General features: G+C 31.0%; 13 protein-coding genes. 7 read left to right on the forward strand and 6 right to left on the reverse strand.

Annotated elements, in window-relative coordinates; translation table 11 throughout:
• Positions 1-33: 33 nt before the first annotated feature.
• Positions 34-1,812: an arginine--tRNA ligase gene (gene argS, locus UEQ13_RS07145; RefSeq protein ID WP_329805650.1), complete on the reverse strand. Its 1,779-nt coding sequence runs from the start codon at positions 1,810-1,812 to the stop codon at positions 34-36.
• Between the two features lie 201 nt (positions 1,813-2,013).
• On the opposite strand from argS, the gene UEQ13_RS07150 reads away from it, so the two are divergent.
• On the forward strand, positions 2,014-4,410 hold the full coding sequence (locus tag UEQ13_RS07150; RefSeq protein WP_329805652.1) for an outer membrane beta-barrel family protein: 2,397 nt from the start codon (positions 2,014-2,016) through the stop codon (positions 4,408-4,410).
• Between the two features lie 112 nt (positions 4,411-4,522).
• Here the strand turns inward: UEQ13_RS07150 and UEQ13_RS07155 are convergent, their stop codons facing one another.
• Positions 4,523-5,464, reverse strand: coding sequence for a hypothetical protein (locus tag UEQ13_RS07155; protein WP_329805653.1), 942 nt, complete (start codon positions 5,462-5,464; stop codon positions 4,523-4,525).
• A gap of 149 nt (positions 5,465-5,613) precedes the next feature.
• The gene (locus UEQ13_RS07160; RefSeq protein ID WP_329805655.1) at positions 5,614-6,621 is read right to left on the reverse strand and encodes a 3-oxoacyl-ACP synthase III family protein; all 1,008 of its coding nucleotides are present in this window, start codon (positions 6,619-6,621) and stop codon (positions 5,614-5,616) included.
• Positions 6,622-6,772: 151 nt separating this feature from the next.
• Here UEQ13_RS07160 and UEQ13_RS07165 point away from each other — a divergent pair, with 151 nt between their 5' ends.
• On the forward strand, positions 6,773-9,187 hold the full coding sequence (locus tag UEQ13_RS07165) for a S9 family peptidase (protein WP_329805657.1): 2,415 nt from the start codon (positions 6,773-6,775) through the stop codon (positions 9,185-9,187).
• Between the two features lie 30 nt (positions 9,188-9,217).
• Here the strand turns inward: UEQ13_RS07165 and UEQ13_RS07170 are convergent, their stop codons facing one another.
• Positions 9,218-10,144 carry an ABC transporter ATP-binding protein gene (locus UEQ13_RS07170; RefSeq protein WP_329805659.1) on the reverse strand — a complete coding sequence of 309 codons (927 nt, stop codon included), beginning with the start codon at positions 10,142-10,144 and terminating at the stop codon, positions 9,218-9,220.
• A 57-nt stretch (positions 10,145-10,201) separates the two neighbouring features.
• Between UEQ13_RS07170 and UEQ13_RS07175 the strand changes: the two genes are divergently transcribed.
• Positions 10,202-10,792, forward strand: coding sequence for an outer membrane beta-barrel protein (locus tag UEQ13_RS07175; protein ID WP_329805660.1), 591 nt, complete (start codon positions 10,202-10,204; stop codon positions 10,790-10,792).
• A 72-nt stretch (positions 10,793-10,864) separates the two neighbouring features.
• Here UEQ13_RS07175 and UEQ13_RS07180 read toward each other — a convergent pair whose 3' ends face one another.
• The gene (locus tag UEQ13_RS07180) at positions 10,865-11,560 is read right to left on the reverse strand and encodes an OmpA family protein (RefSeq protein ID WP_329805661.1); all 696 of its coding nucleotides are present in this window, start codon (positions 11,558-11,560) and stop codon (positions 10,865-10,867) included.
• A gap of 7 nt (positions 11,561-11,567) precedes the next feature.
• Positions 11,568-12,050, reverse strand: a complete 483-nt coding sequence (locus UEQ13_RS07185; RefSeq protein ID WP_329805663.1) for a lipocalin family protein — start codon at positions 12,048-12,050, stop codon at positions 11,568-11,570.
• A gap of 163 nt (positions 12,051-12,213) precedes the next feature.
• Between UEQ13_RS07185 and htpG the strand changes: the two genes are divergently transcribed.
• The 4 genes from htpG (at position 12,214) to UEQ13_RS07205 (ending at position 16,180) form a co-directional block, all read left to right on the forward strand.
• Complete coding sequence (gene htpG / locus UEQ13_RS07190; protein ID WP_329805664.1) at positions 12,214-14,094, forward strand: molecular chaperone HtpG; 1,881 nt, start codon at positions 12,214-12,216, stop codon at positions 14,092-14,094.
• 79 nt (positions 14,095-14,173) lie between these two features.
• Positions 14,174-14,740: a YdeI/OmpD-associated family protein gene (locus UEQ13_RS07195; protein WP_329805666.1), complete on the forward strand. Its 567-nt coding sequence runs from the start codon at positions 14,174-14,176 to the stop codon at positions 14,738-14,740.
• The gene (locus UEQ13_RS07200) at positions 14,741-15,256 is read left to right on the forward strand and encodes a GNAT family N-acetyltransferase (protein ID WP_329805668.1); all 516 of its coding nucleotides are present in this window, start codon (positions 14,741-14,743) and stop codon (positions 15,254-15,256) included.
• Between the two features lie 93 nt (positions 15,257-15,349).
• The gene (locus tag UEQ13_RS07205; protein ID WP_329805669.1) at positions 15,350-16,180 is read left to right on the forward strand and encodes a hypothetical protein; all 831 of its coding nucleotides are present in this window, start codon (positions 15,350-15,352) and stop codon (positions 16,178-16,180) included.
• Positions 16,181-16,199 lie beyond the last annotated feature (19 nt).

Genomic DNA, 16,199 nt, shown 5'->3' on the forward strand with positions numbered 1-16,199 from the left:
CATCTGAAGCCACGGTAACTGAGGCTCTCGAAGTTACATACGTTCAGGAACGCTAATTCCCAACAATCCGAAAGCGTTTTTAATTACGCTGCTTACTGAATTTGATAATTGTACTCTGAATACTTTTTTATCTAAATTGTCTTCTCCTAAAATTGATACGTTTTGATAGAAAGAATTAAATTCTTTTACTAAATCGTAGGTGTAATTCGCAACTAAAGCTGGACTATGATTTTCCGCCGCACTTTGAATTACTTCAGGAAATAATTGTACTTGTTTAATTAATTCTTTTTCTTTTTCGTGTAAATCAGCAAGTGTTACTTCATTACTATAATCGAAAGTTGCTTTTCTTAAAATCGATTGAATACGAGCGTAAGTATATTGAATAAATGGTCCTGTATTTCCATTAAAATCAACTGATTCTTCAGGATTGAACATCATTTGTTTTTTCGGATCCACTTTTAACATGTAATACTTCAACGCGCCTAAACCGATTGTATTGTATAAACTTGCTTTTTCTTCTTCAGAATAACCTTCTAATTTTCCTAAATCTTCCGAAATTTGTTGCGCTGTAGCTGTCATTTCTTCCATTAAATCATCTGCATCTACAACTGTTCCTTCACGAGATTTCATTTTTCCCGTTGGTAATTCGACCATTCCGTATGATAAATGGAATAAATGTTGTGACCAATCGTAGCCTAATTTTTTCAGAATTAAGAACAACACTTTAAAATGGTAATCTTGCTCATTTCCAACCGTATACACCATTCCACCAATATCAGAAAAATCTCTAACACGTTGAATAGCGGTTCCGATATCTTGCGTCATATACACCGAAGTTCCATCTGAACGCAATACAATTTTTTCGTCTAAACCATCCGCAGTTAAGTCAATCCAAACCGAACCATCTTCTTTTCTAAAGAAAACACCATTGTTTAAACCATCTTCTACTACATCTTTTCCTAATAAATACGTGTTACTTTCGTAATAATAACTATCAAAATCTACACCTAAATTTTTATATGTTACCGCAAAACCATCATACACCCATTGGTTCATGGTTTTCCAAAGCTCAATAACTTCTGGTTTTCCATTTTCCCAATCTAAAAGCATTTGTTGTGCTTCTAAAATAAGTGGTGCTTGTTTTTTGGCTTCTTCTTCTGTTTTTCCTTGCGCCATTAAAGCAGCAATTTCAACTTTGTAGGCTTTATCAAATTCTACATAAAAATTACCAACCAATTTATCTCCTTTTAAACCTGTTGAAGCTGGAGTTTGTCCGTTTCCGAATTTCTGCCAAGCCAACATCGATTTACAAATATGAATTCCTCTGTCGTTGATAATTTGTGTTTTATATACTTTTTTTCCAGATGCTTTGATGATTTCTGCAACTGAATAACCTAATAGATTATTTCTTACGTGTCCTAAATGCAACGGTTTATTTGTATTAGGTGAAGAATATTCCACCATAATCGCTTTTTCGCCTTCTTTTGGAGTTACGAAACCGAATTTTTCAGTATTTTTTATACTATTGAAATATTCTAGGTAATATTTATCTGAAATTACAAGATTCAAAAACCCAGCAACAACGTTGAATTTAGCTACCTCAGCAACATTTTCAACTAAATATTTACCAATTTTTGTTCCTATTTCTACAGGATTTCCTTTTATCTGTTTGACTAATGGAAAAACCACCATAGTAATATCACCTTCAAAATCTTTTTTAGTCGATTGAAATTCAACGCGTTCCATAGAAATTTGAAACAGTTGTTCAACGGCATTTTGAATGGGTGCGGAAAGTAGTTCTTGTAAAGACATAATCGTTTTTTTAATAGCGTGCAAAGATAGAATTTTTAACGAATTGAAAAGTCGATTTGTAACAAAAATGTACAAATTTTGTCTAACTGTAAAATTGCAAAAATTATTAGGAAACAATTAACAAAAAATAAACAATTGTTAAATAGTTTTGCACCGTTTTTAAAAATCATCAATCAACTTTAATAATCAAAAAAAAATCTAATGAAATTAATTAAAATTTTTAGCATTGTATTGCTATTTGTCGCCACAAATTTGATGGCACAAGAAACCAAACCAGGCGTTGTTTCTGGAAAAATCATTGACAAAACCACAAATGAGCCAGTTGGATTTTCAACGGTTAGTGTTTTGGATGGAACGAAACCAGTAGCTGGAGTTTCAACTAAAGAAGACGGAAGTTTTGAAATCAAAAATTTAGAATTAAAAAACTTAACCTTAAAAGTAAATTTCATTGGATATAAAGATGCATCAAGAGCAATCAATTTATCTGAAGAAAACAAAGAAATAAACTTCGGAAATATTACATTAGAAGTAGAATCCAACACCATTGAAACGGTTTCTATCGTGAAAGAACGTTCTACTATTGAGCAAAAAGCAGATAGAAAAGTAGTAACAATTGGAAAAGACTTAATTGCTTCTGGAACAACAGCTTCTGAAATTTTCAACAATATTCCAACCGTAAGTATTGATCCACAAACTAAAGAATTAAGCTTACGCGGAAACAGTAACGTTAGAGTTTTAATAGACGGAAAACCAACTAATATTGATGCTGGACAATTGTTACAACAAATTCCGTCTGCTTCAATTAAGCAAGTTGAATTAATTACTAATCCATCTGCAAAGTACAATCCAGAAGGAAATAGTGGAATTATCAATATTATTTTGAATAAAAACAGTCAAACTGGTTTTAATGGAAGCATTACTTCTGGTGTAACTTTTGGTGTAACGCCAAAAACGAATCAATCCTTAAACTTAAATTACAAAGTTGGCAAAGTAAATTTCTATACCAATTATGGTTTCAATCATGGAAAAAATAGAAATTTTGGTTTTGTAAACAGTGAAAGAGTAGGTTACGAAAACGATCAAGATTTCAGATTTTCAAATGTTAACACCTCACATTTGGTAAAACTTGGTGCGGATTACTACATTAACGACAACAACACTTTATCATTTTTTACGAATTTAAATTTCTTTGACGGAAAAGGAAAATCGAGAACAGTTTCTGATTATTTAACTTTACCGGACGCTCTTCAGGAAAACTGGAACAATAGTGGAAATACAACAAAAACATATGATTTAGCCTTCAAACATAATTTCAAGAAAAAAGGCGAAACTATTGATTTTCAAGCAAATCATTCTATAACAAATAATGAAGATGTATCAAATTTCGTAAACAACGGAAACTACAGTTTAAATGATATAAATGGAAAATCTACTTATTCTCAATTTAACATTGACTATGTGAATCCGCTATCTGAAAAAGCAAAATTAGAAATAGGGTACGAAAGTAGAATTCAAGCGGGACAAAATAAATTTTACGATATTCAAACTACTGAAAACACAACAAATAGTTTTGATTACAACAGAAATATCCATGCAGTTTACACGAATTACAGCAAAACTTTTGGAAAATTTAGCGCACAAGTTGGAGCAAGAGCCGAATTATATAACTTATATGCTCATCCAGTAAAAGTTTCAACTGATCCAGCTGAAAACTCAAATATTGTAATTAAAGATGAGATTTTTACGGTTTACCCATCAACTTATTTATCGTATAAAATGAATGATAATAATACGTTCAATGTAAATTACACCAGACGTGTGGACAGACCAAGTAACGGGCAAATTAATCCGATTAGAGAATGGAGAACTGTAAATATGGAATCTAGAGGAAATCCTGCTTTAGAACCGCAATTCACCAACTCATTTGAGTTAAATTATACAAGAACTATGAAAATAGGTTCTATAACTTCTGCTGTATTTTACAGATTAATTAATGCAGAAATTACTAGAGTTATTTACACAGACCCTAACGACACTAACTTTAACATTATGTCTTTTGATAATTTCAAAGACAACAATCAAATTGGAGCAGAAGTTAATGCGAATTTAAAATTAACAAAATGGTGGTCAACAAATACAAGTGCTGATGTTTATTTTAAAACAGTTAGAGGAACAGTTTCTAACTTAGATACTGGAGTTATGGAAAATGGCGAAGTAGATGTAGCGACTTTCAACGCCAGAATGAACAATACTTTTACGGCGACTAAAAACCTAAAATTCAATTTATTTGGAATGTATAGAGGAAGAGATTTAAGTCTTCAATTTGAAAGAAAAGCCATGTATAAAATGGATTTAGGAGCAAATTACTCTATTTTAAAAGGAAAAGGAACACTTTCAGCACGTTTAAATGATGTTTTCAATACGATGCATTTCGGATTTGAAGGAAGTATTCCATACAAAAGTGTAGGTGAATTCCATTGGGAAAGTAGAACGTTCTATTTAGGTTTAAACTACAACTTTGGTGGTGGAAAAAATAAAGAATTACAAAGAAAACAAAGAGACAAACAAGAAACACAAGGTGGTGGTGGAATGTTTTAATCATTTACGATGTGTGATTTTAGATTTACGAAGTATGATTTAAAATCATCTTTATTAAAAAAAAGCGTTCAGAAATTCTGAACGCTTTTGCTTTTTTTATGTAAAATCTAAATTATTCTATTGGCTTTCCAATACTATAACCATTAAATACTAATTTAGCTACAATTGCTTCTTTTAATTTATTTTCATCTGGTTTTCCGAACATAGAATGATTTTCGGGAGACGCTTGATTTTCTGGATGAATCTCAGCTAAATTAAACGATTTTTTATCAATTGTTATTATTTGTTCTTTTATTCTTTTACCTGTAACCGGGTTGTCATAAGCGTCATTTTTTTTAAACCAATTAGCAATAGGTTTAACAATTTCTTGATTTTTACCTCTACTGTCCGGAATTATTTCTGAACTATTTACAGCAAAAGAAGCAATTGGCGGAAAACCTTGTATAACAACTTGTTCTTTTTTCTCTATGTAACCAACAACTACATCTTTCCACACTTTATTACCTTGTTGGTCTATTACATTTTGCTTTTGTAGTATAGTAGAATTTTCAATTCTTATTTTTAATTTCTCCAAGTTCTTTTTTTCTGTTAAAAGTTCCGAAATTATTTTAATATCTTGGTCTTCAAAATCTTTTAATACAGAAGATTTAGCACCATTAATAAATTCGGTAACTAATTTTTCATCAATACCATTGGTAGTAATAAATTTAACATCACCATGTACAACACTAGAAATAATTCCTTTTTCAAAACTCAGATTATAAGATTGACTTTTATCTAAAATTTCATTCGTTTTATTAGTCTGCAAATCTGTTAACAAACACCAATATACTGATGATCCGTCAAGTAAATTTCTAGAATTTAATTGTACAGAAAATTTCGGCACCTTACTTAAGGTACTAAAAGTATAAATTAATTTCTTCTTTTCCATCATTGCTACTTCGATATTATCTAAACTAACAATTCCTTTTTTTATTTTAACTTCTTGAGCAAAGTTATAATTTGCAATTAATAACAAAATCACTTTTGTTAAGTTACTTTTCAATAATTTCATTTTTTTTTATGATTTAAAATAAGGCTCAAAGTAAATAATAAAAAACATCTCAACCTAATTTTAACAGTATTTTTACTAAAAAAAGCCTTCGGTTTGTTTTAAACTGAAGGCTTTTGCATTTACTTTTTATTACTTACTATTCGTTTTATTTACCATCTAATTATCACACTTCCCCAAGTAAAACCTGAACCAAAAGCAGCTAAAACCACTAAATCGCCACTTTTTATTTTACCGTTTTCCCAAGCTTCCGTTAAAGCAATTGGAATAGAGGCTGCCGTAGTGTTTCCATATTTCATTATGTTATTATACACTTGGTCATCTGACAATTTAAATTTTTGTTGAATAAACTGTGAAATTCTCAAATTCGCTTGATGTGGCACCAACATATTAATATCTGAAACTTGTAAATTATTTGCTTGTAAGCCTTCATTAATCACTTCACTAAAACGAACGACTGCATTTTTAAACACAAATTGTCCGTTCATATAAGGATAATAACTTTCATCATTTGGATCATTATCAGCAATAATATCAGTTACCCATCGTTTTCCCATTCCTGGTGCAACTAATGCTAATTCTTCTGCGTGTTGCCCTTCTGAATGTAAATGTGTAGATAAAATCCCTTTCGTTACATCTTCTTCTCTTGACAAAACTGCTGCTCCTGCTCCATCTCCGAAAATCACAGATACACCACGACCTCTATCTGTCATGTCTAATCCTGTTGAATGTACTTCGGAACCAATCACTAAAATGTTTTTATACATCCCAGTTTTAATATATTGATCCGCAATGGAAATCGCATATATAAATCCGGAACATTGATTTCTTACATCTAAAGCGCCAACTGTTCTTAAACCTAAATCGCGTTGTACTAAAACGCCAGGTCCTGGAAAATAATAATCTGGTGAAAGTGTAGCAAAAATCACAAAATCGATATCTTCTTTGGCAACATTGGCACGTTGAATAGCAATTTCTGCTGCTTTTACTCCCATTGAAGTTGTTGTGTCTTCTCCTCTAATTACATGACGACGTTCTTTAATTCCGGTTCTTTCCTGAATCCATTCGTCATTGGTGTCCATTATTTTTGATAAATCATCGTTGGTAACAACATTTTCTGGCACATAATAACCTAAGCCTGATATTTTTGAATGATACATAATTATAGTTTAAAGTGCAAATTTAAGAATTTTATAATTAAATCATATTTAAGCACATGATAATTACAAATATGTTAAAATATAGTAAAAAAATTTGGCTTCTTTACATTTAACCTTAATTTAGTGGCTCAAATACTAACTTCAAATTATAATGAAAAAACTGTTTACATTCTTGTTTTTAGGTATGGGTTTTTCGGCTGCTACAGCTCAAGAAAACGTCACATATCAAAAGCCTTCTAAAGAAATTTTAGAACTTGCAGATTACCAACGAGCGCCTTCTGTAAATATGGATTCCAAAAAAGAATACATGTTGTTGAGCTACAGAAACACCTATAAAACACTTGACGATTTAAACCAAGAAGAAATGCGTTTAGGTGGTTTACGAATAAATCCTACTACAAACATTTCGAGTACAGTTACTTATATCAATAATTTGAAATTAAGAAAAGTAAAAGACAAAAACGAAATTCAAGTTAAAGGTTTACCTGAAAATGCTAGATTTACCAATGTAAGTTGGTCGCCAAACGAAAAGAAAATTGCGTTTACAAATACAACAAATTCTGGAGTGGAATTATGGATTATTGATGTGTTTTCGGCAACAGCAACTAAAATTACTTCTGATAATTTGAATGCGAATTTAGGAAGTCCGTTCAATTGGATGACTGACAACGAAACGTTATTGGTGAAAGTATTACCAAAAAACAGAAAACCATTAATCGACGAAAAAAAGAATTTACCAAAAGGACCAACTGTTTCTACTGCTGATGGTTCAAAATCACAAAACAGAACTTTTCAAGATTTATTGAAAAACAAAACAGATGAAGCGAATTTCGAATCGTTAGTGACTTCAGAATTATATAAAATTTCAATCTCTGGAAAAGCGGAATTATTCAAAGCTGCTGATATTTATGCTGGGGAAAGTTTTTCTCCTGATGGAAAATATTTAATGTTAACTACTATTCAAAAACCCTTTTCATACATTGTTCCATTAAGCAGATTTCCTCAAAAATCCATTGTTTATGATGCTTCTGGAAAAGAAATTAAAACCGTAAACGAAGTGGCGTTAAATGAAATAATGCCAAAAGGTTTTTCTTCGGTAAGAAAAGGAAAAAGAAGTATGAGTTGGCGTTCAGACAAACCTGCGTCTTTATCTTATGTAGAAGCTTTAGACGAAGGTGATCAAGCAAAAGAAGTGCCTTATAGAGATGAAATTTTTGTTTGGGAAGCTCCTTTTACAAACGCAGCCACTTCTTTCTTTAAAACAAAACAACGTTATGGCGGAATTATGTGGGGAAATGACAATTACGCTATTGTTTACGACAGTTGGTACGACACTAGAAATGCGAAAACGTATTTAGTAAATCCATCTAATGTTTCTGCAGAAGCAAAAATTATTTCAGATAGAAATTCACAAGATATTTATTCAGATCCAGGAGATTTTGAAACGAAAAAAAATGAATTCAACAAATATGTTTTAGCTATTGAAAATGACAATGCCTATTTAATTGGAAATGGTTTTACTAAAAACGGACAATTTCCATTTATTGATGAATTCAATTTAAAAACACAAAAAACAAAGCGCTTATACACTTCTACATATACAGATAAAAAAGAAGATTTATTATCTGTTGAAGATTTCAAAAAAGGAGAAGTTTTAGTGATGATTCAATCGAAAAACGAATATCCAAACTATTTCATGAGAAACATCAAATCGAAAAATAGTTTAACACAAATTACGGCTTTCGCGAATCCGTTTACAAGTATTAAAAATGTATATAAAGAAGTGATTAAGTACAAAAGAAAAGATGGTGTAGAACTTTCTGGAACTTTATATTTACCTGCGAATTATGACAGAGCTGCGAAAAAAGAAAAATTACCTTTATTAATTTGGGCGTATCCAGCAGAATTTAAAGATAAAAACTCGGCAGGTCAAAATGATAAAAATCCAAATGAATTTACCTTTCCAAACTATGGTTCATTTGTATATTGGGTAACAAAAGGGTATGCGGTTTTAGACGACGCTTCTTTCCCAATTATTGGAGAAGACAAAACAGAACCAAACGATACTTTCATTCCACAATTAGTTTCTAATGCAGAAGCGGCGATTGATGCGGTGGATAAATTAGGTTTCATCAATAGAAAAAAAGTGGCCGTTGGCGGACACAGTTATGGTGCATTTATGACCGCGAATTTATTAACACATTCTAATTTATTTGCGTGTGGAATTGCTAGAAGTGGCGCGTACAACAGAACCTTAACACCATTTGGATTCCAAAGTGAGCAACGTAATTTTTGGGATGTTCCTGAAATTTATGCAGGAATGTCGCCATTTAATTCAGCAGATAAAATGAAAACACCATTATTATTAGTTCATGGTGATGCGGATAACAACCCTGGAACTTTCACATTACAATCTGAGCGTTATTTCCAAGCTTTGAAAGGCTTAGGAGCGCCAGTTAGATTGGTTTTATTGCCAAAAGAAGCACATGGTTATGTTGCAAAAGATAATATTTTGCACTTATTATGGGAACAAGATCAGTTCTTAGAAAAGTATTTGAAAAACTAAAAGTAACAGAAAAAATAGACTTGTGAAAAATTACAAGTCTATTTTTTTTAAACAAACATTTGTTCCTTTTAACATATCTATAGTATTTTCAAAAAAGAGAATTTGATTTTCTAACTTAGCTTCAATTAAAAAATACTTCCCTTTAAAATAAGAAGTTACAACCTCAACTTGCAAATTTGATTGTTCTACAATTTGTAATTGATGTGGATAAACTAACTGAACTTTTCCATCTATTTCAATTTCATTTACCTCACCAAACAAAGCAGCTGTATATTTATGTTTCGGATGAAAGTATAAATCTTTGGGTGTTGCTTTTTCTAAAATTGTTTTGTCTTTTAAAACAATTACTTCATCTGAAAAAGACAACACATCATTTATATCATGACTGGCAACAATTGTTGTAATTTGTTTTTCTTTTAGATACGTAAATATTTTTCGTCTTAAATCGTTTTTTCTAAAATTATCTATATGTGAAAAAGGCTCATCTAAAAGTAACACTTCTGGTTCTTGAGCTAAAACTCTTGCTAAAGCTACACGTTGCATTTGTCCGCCACTTAAAAATTTTGCTTTTACGTGTTTAAATTCGGTCATTTCAACTAAATCTAACAATTCATCAATACGATTTTGTTTTTCTATAGGATAAAAATTAGATAAAAACTTACCGACATTTTCTCCTACAGTTATAAACGGCATCAAATCAAAATCTTGGGCCAAATATTTCATGAAAGACATACCTGGAACCAAATGAAATTTAGGTCCTAATATTTGAATATCGTTCCAAAAAAACGTTCCATTATCGCAATCTAAAAGACCATAAATAATTTTTAATAGCGTACTTTTCCCGCATCCACTTTCGCCAATTAAGGATAATTGCGCACCCTTTTCTAGCTCAAAGTCAATGTTTTCAAGAACTAACGAATTTAAGTAAGTAAAATTATTTAAGTTTATTTTAAGCATTGTTTGTTTGATTTTTTTTTTATCTTGCAGCACCCAAAATTATTAAAAAAATAGGTTATGATTAAAAAAATATTTACCCTCCTACTAGTTTCTTGCTCATTTGTATCTAGTGCACAATTTGGAATTGAAGCTAACTATGGTTCAAATGGTTCTTACGACCCAAGTTATAACGGTTTTACGCACTTTGGCGGTGGAATAAGCTATGATTTTGACGAAACATTAGGTGCCAAATTAGATTTTGGAATGGATGAGTTTTCTATTCAAAACGATGTTAGAGGAATGAAAACTGGAGTTTCTAATTTAAGAGTTACCGCTCAAGGAGTTGTAAACTTAACAAATCTAGCAGATTCTAGAGCTTTTTACAATAAATTTAATATTTTAGCTCATGGTGGTGCTGGTATTTCTATTTTGAATTCTGATATCCCTGAATATAAAAATACAGATCATTCATTAAATATAGTTATTGGTATTACTCCAAGATACGAAATAGGTGAAAAATTATATTTAACTGCAGATTTTTCTGCAATCGCAAATGTATCACAACACTATTTCTTTAATGGTGAATTATCATATGGTGATGCTGCTAATTCATTTACTGGTTTAATGTATAATGCTACTATTGGTATCGCTTATAAATTTGGACAATAAAAGATTTAATGATTATACAAATAAAAAAAGAGGAACAAATGTTCCTCTTTTTTTATGCTTGAAATTTTAATATTAATTTCCAGATTCATTTTTAGCATCTTCAATCATTTTGTCATTTGCTAAAATCGCAAACTCAACTCTTCTATTACCTGCTCTTCCAGCTTCAGTTTCATTATTGTCAATTGGATCAGCTTCTCCCATTCCTAATATTGCAAAACGAGAATTAACTATACCTTTACTTGCTAAATATGATTTCACAGCATTGGCACGTTGTTCAGATAAATTTAAATTATATTCATCTGCACCTTTGCTATCTGTATATCCATAAATCTTAATATTTGTATCTGGATAATTTTTAAATACCGGAACCAATTTGTCTAAATTAGCTTTTGCTGCTGTAGTTAATGTAGATTTATTAAAATCAAAACGCACTGCATTTTCACCTAAAACTAATTTAATTCCTTCTCCTACTCTTTCTACTTGTGCACCTGGTAATTGCTCTTGGATTTCACGAGCTTGTTTATCCATTTTTCTTCCAATTAATCCTCCTGCAACTCCACCAACAACTCCACCAATAACAGCACCTAAAGCACCATTACCACCTTTACCTAAATTATTTCCTAGTACTGCTCCTAATACAGCACCACCTGCTGTACCTATAACAGCACCTCTTTGTGTTTTATTTGAGTTTTGTACTGCCTTACAACTCGTAAGCGCAGAAGAACTTAAGATCAATACACTTAGTCCAATTGCTAATTTCTTTTTCATAATTATATTATTTATTTATTTTATCAAATTGATATACAATTTCAGCACTATTACTTCCAACTGAAGCTCTATCAATTAATTGAAAAGAAGTTTCAGATTGATTGGCCACTCTTAAAACATAACCTCCAGCAGTATGCTTCGCTTTTACACCTTCTGTTAAAAATTTCATCACAAAATTTCCATCTTTGTTTATAAACCAAGTGATTCTGCTACCATAAGTAACACAATTTGCTTTGTTTAATACCATTTCTCCTGTGTTGTTGTTAGAAACAAAACTCCACTGACTTCCTTCAAAACATTTTGCATCCGCAATGTTAAAAGAAGTTACTTTAAAGACATCAGAACCTACATAGCTTACAGATGAAACTTTCCAATCACCCTTAATTAGCCTTTCCGACTTATTGTCAAGTTTAGTATTAGTTACCGTTTGCTTTGGTTTGCAAGCCAATGCAAAAACTGACAATACAATGATAAATACAATTTTTTTCATATTTAGTTATTTTAAATTTTAACAAATTTATGTATAATTTAAATAATATAGATTATAAAATTACAAAATAAACTTACAGAATTAACGGTGTCAATTTGTCATATTTTATACTTTGGTACTTGTTTTGACTGTATACTTATTAAATAATTTAAATACAAATACTATGACATCAGGAAAAATTAATGTTTCGGTTGAAAACATATTTCCCTTAATCAAGAAGTTTTTATATAGTGATCATGAAATTTTCTTGAGAGAATTAATTTCAAACGGAACCGATGCAACTTTAAAGCTAAAACACTTAACAAGTATCGGAGAAGCCCAAACAGAATATGGCAATCCTATTATTGAAATTAAGATTGACAAAGAAGGTAAAAAACTTCACATTATCGACCAAGGTATTGGTATGACTTCAGACGAAGTGGAAAAATACATCAATCAATTGGCCTTTTCTGGAGCAGAAGAATTTTTAAATAAATACGAAGAATCTGCAAAAGATTCTGGAATTATTGGTCATTTTGGTTTAGGATTTTACTCTGCTTTTATGGTAGCTTCGAAAGTTGAAATTTTCACCAAATCTTTCAAAGACGAACCAGCTGCACATTGGACTTGTGATGGTAGCCCAGAATTTACTTTAGAACCTCATACCAAAACAGACAGAGGAACTGAAATTGTATTACACATTGCAGAAGATTCATTAGAATTTTTAGAAGAATTTAAAATTCGTGAATTACTTACTAAGTATAACAAATTCATGCCTATTCCGATTAAATTTGGTACGAAAAAAGAAGCTTTACCAAAACCTGAAGATGCTGGTGACGATTACAAAACAGAATATCTTGAAGTTGATAATTTTATCAATAATCCGAATCCAGCTTGGACCAAACAACCAACGGAATTAAAAGATGAAGATTATAAAAGTTTTTACAGAGAATTATATCCTTCACAATTTGAAGAGCCTTTATTCAACATTCATTTAAATGTAGATTATCCTTTTAATTTAACTGGGATTTTATATTTCCCTAAATTAGGTTCGGATTTACAAATTCAGAAAGACAAAATTCAATTGTACCAAAATCAGGTTTTCGTTACTGATAATGTAGAAGGAATTGTTCCTGAATTCTTATTGATGTTAAAAGGCGTGGTGGATTCTCCAGATATTCCTTTAAATGTTTCTCGTTCTGGTTTACAAGCGGATAGTAATGTAAAGAAAATTTCAAATTACATTACTCGTAAAGTGGCTGACAAATTAAAAGCATTATTCAATGAAAACCGTGAAGATTTCGAAGCAAAATGGAACGATATTAAAATTGTTTTAGAATACGGAATGCTTTCTGAACCTAAGTTTTATGAAAAAGCAGGCGATTTCGTTTTGTATCCAACAACTGAAAACAAACATTATACGCTAGCCGAATTAAAAGAAGCTACGAAAGATACACAAACAGATAAAGACGGAAAACTTGTTGTTTTATACGCGTCTAACAAAGATGCACAACACAGTTATATTGATATAGCTAAAGAAAAAGGTTACCAAGTTTTATTATTAGATTCGCCAATTGTTTCTCACTTAATTCAGAAATTAGAAGCGGATAATGAAAATCTAACTTTTGCTCGTGTAGATGCTGATCACATTGACAAATTAATCAATAAAGAAGAAATTCAAATTTCTAAATTATCGGATAGTGAAAAAGAAGCTTTAAAAACGTCTTTAGAAGCTGTAATTCCAAAAGCGTATTCTGTACAATTAGAATCTTTAGATAGCGATGCGACTCCATTTATCATTACGCAACCAGAATTTATGCGTCGTATGAAAGAAATGAGTCAAAGTGGCGGTGGCGGAATGTTCGGAATGGGAAACATGCCAGAAATGTATAACTTAGTGGTAAATGCCAATTCAGAATTAGCAAATTCCATTTTACAAGCCAAAGATGATGCCCAAAAAGAACTGGTAAAAAACGCTTTAGATTTAGCCAAATTATCACAAGGTTTATTAAAAGGTGAAGAATTAACGGCTTTTGTAAAAAGAAGTTTTGAAACACTGAAATAATCTTTAATACATTCAAACTAATCCTGCAAGAATTTAAACTCTTGCAGGATTTTTTTATATTTGAAAGAAAAAGAACTAAATGTCAACCAAACCACTTCTCTATTTTAAAAACCATACCGAATGGCGCGATTGGCTTCATGAAAATCATGAAACTCATAACGCTGTGGAATTAGTTTTCTACAGAGTGTCTAGTGAATTTGAAAGTATGCGTTGGGAAGAAGCTGTAAAAGTAGCCATTTGCTATGGTTGGATTGATTCTACTGTTCGAAAATTAGATGACGAACGCAGAAAACAAACCTTTACACCTAGAAAAGACAAAAGCGTTTGGAGTAAAGTCAATAAAGATTATATCGAAGACTTAATCGCTAACAATTTAATGCACGAAAAAGGCTTAAAAAAAATTGAAATTGCCAAACAAAATGGTTCTTGGGAAAGTTTAGATTCTGTTGAAAATTTAGAAATTCCAGAAGATTTGCAAATGGAATTCAACAAAAATGAAATCGCATTTGAAAACTATTCTAACTTCAGTAAAAGTTATCGAAAAAGTTATTTATATTGGCTAAATCAAGCCAAAAGAACAGCAACAAGAGAAAACAGAATTATTGAAATCATTTCTCTTTGCGAGAAAAATATAAAATCGAGATAAATGCATCTTCAACCCATATTAACAAACGAAATTGTTCAAATTGTTCCTTTAAAAGAATCTGATTTTGATGATTTATTTACCATCGCTTCAGACAAATTACTTTGGGAACAACATCCTGAAAAAGAAAGATACAAAAAAGAGGTTTTTCAAGCATTTTTTAAAACGGCTATAGCCTCAAAAAGTGCTTTCAAATTTGTAGATGTTAAAACAGGAAACACTATTGGAACATCTCGTTATTATGAATTTAAAGAAACTGAAAGTTCAGTCGCAATTGGCTATACTTTTATCTCCAGAAAATATTGGGCAACACCTTATAATCGTGCTTTAAAAAATTTGATGATTAATTATGCTTTTCAATTTGTTGAGAAAATTATTTTCCATGTTGGAGACACCAATTTTCGTTCGCAAAAAGCGGTTGAAAAACTCGGCGCTTTACATACAGAAACCTTCTTAAATGAAGAAAACGGAAGAACACACATAACTTATACAATAACTAAAGAGAATTGGAAATCTTAAAAAAAATCTGGTTTCATTTATTAAAAATCATTTTCCGATTAAACCTTTTCTGATTTTACTTGTCTTATCACTAAACCCTTTAAAACCAACACTATGAAAAACTTAAAAATGTATGTTTTCGCATTAGTTCTTGTCTCTTTTATTTCTTGTACGAAAGAAGATGATAAATCAACTGAAAATGTTGACAGTGAAATGGTTGGTGCAAATATGACAGCAGATTTCACAAGTGAATTAGATTTTAACTCAGGAATTGATATCGCAAGTAACAATTCAAGTTATTCTAGCAAAACTACAAATGAAGCTAGCGTTGTTCCTGCTTGTGCCACAGTAACCATAAACAATACAACACCTGGTGTTTTTCCTAAAATTTTTACGGTAGATTTCGGAATTGGTTGTACACAAAATGGCATTACTCGTTCAGGGATATTAACCATTACACTTTCTGGTTATGTGATGAATAATGGCTCAACAATGACCATTGAAAGAAGTAATTATTATGTGAATTTAAGAAAAATTGAAGGAACAGTTGTTTATACGAATGAAACTACAAATGTTGCTATTCCTCAATGGACAGGAACTTTGACGAATGGAAAAATTACTTTACCAAACGGAGCCGTATTTACACATTCTGGGACAAGAACTGTCAAACAAACTGCTGGTGTTTCTACTCTATTATTAGGTGACAATATTTACGAAGTCATTTCAGGTACACATATTGTAAACAGACCAAACGGTTCTACTTTAACGTCTACGATTGTGGAACCTTTAATCAAAAAATATGCTTGTAATTACATTTCTCAAGGTAAATTGAATTTACAAGGAACTGTTTTAGATGGTGTTTTAGATTATGGAAACAATAACTGTGATAATTTAGCGACTTATTTTCATAATCCAAACGGTGAAACTTATAATGTGAATTTATAAAAATTAGTTATTTATATTT

This window comes from Flavobacterium facile, assembly GCF_036321945.1.
GTDB classification, from domain to species: Bacteria; Bacteroidota; Bacteroidia; order Flavobacteriales; family Flavobacteriaceae; genus Flavobacterium; species Flavobacterium facile.

Coding starts and splice junctions, on each gene's coding strand:
- argS (WP_329805650.1), bottom strand. CDS start 1,812: ATGTCTTTACAAGAACTACTTTCCGCACCCATTCAAAATGCCGTTGAA.
- UEQ13_RS07150 (WP_329805652.1), top strand. CDS start 2,014: ATGAAATTAATTAAAATTTTTAGCATTGTATTGCTATTTGTCGCCACA.
- UEQ13_RS07155 (WP_329805653.1), bottom strand. CDS start 5,464: ATGAAATTATTGAAAAGTAACTTAACAAAAGTGATTTTGTTATTAATT.
- UEQ13_RS07160 (WP_329805655.1), bottom strand. CDS start 6,621: ATGTATCATTCAAAAATATCAGGCTTAGGTTATTATGTGCCAGAAAAT.
- UEQ13_RS07165 (WP_329805657.1), top strand. CDS start 6,773: ATGAAAAAACTGTTTACATTCTTGTTTTTAGGTATGGGTTTTTCGGCT.
- UEQ13_RS07170 (WP_329805659.1), bottom strand. CDS start 10,144: ATGCTTAAAATAAACTTAAATAATTTTACTTACTTAAATTCGTTAGTT.
- UEQ13_RS07175 (WP_329805660.1), top strand. CDS start 10,202: ATGATTAAAAAAATATTTACCCTCCTACTAGTTTCTTGCTCATTTGTA.
- UEQ13_RS07180 (WP_329805661.1), bottom strand. CDS start 11,560: ATGAAAAAGAAATTAGCAATTGGACTAAGTGTATTGATCTTAAGTTCT.
- UEQ13_RS07185 (WP_329805663.1), bottom strand. CDS start 12,050: ATGAAAAAAATTGTATTTATCATTGTATTGTCAGTTTTTGCATTGGCT.
- htpG (WP_329805664.1), top strand. CDS start 12,214: ATGACATCAGGAAAAATTAATGTTTCGGTTGAAAACATATTTCCCTTA.
- UEQ13_RS07195 (WP_329805666.1), top strand. CDS start 14,174: ATGTCAACCAAACCACTTCTCTATTTTAAAAACCATACCGAATGGCGC.
- UEQ13_RS07200 (WP_329805668.1), top strand. CDS start 14,741: ATGCATCTTCAACCCATATTAACAAACGAAATTGTTCAAATTGTTCCT.
- UEQ13_RS07205 (WP_329805669.1), top strand. CDS start 15,350: ATGAAAAACTTAAAAATGTATGTTTTCGCATTAGTTCTTGTCTCTTTT.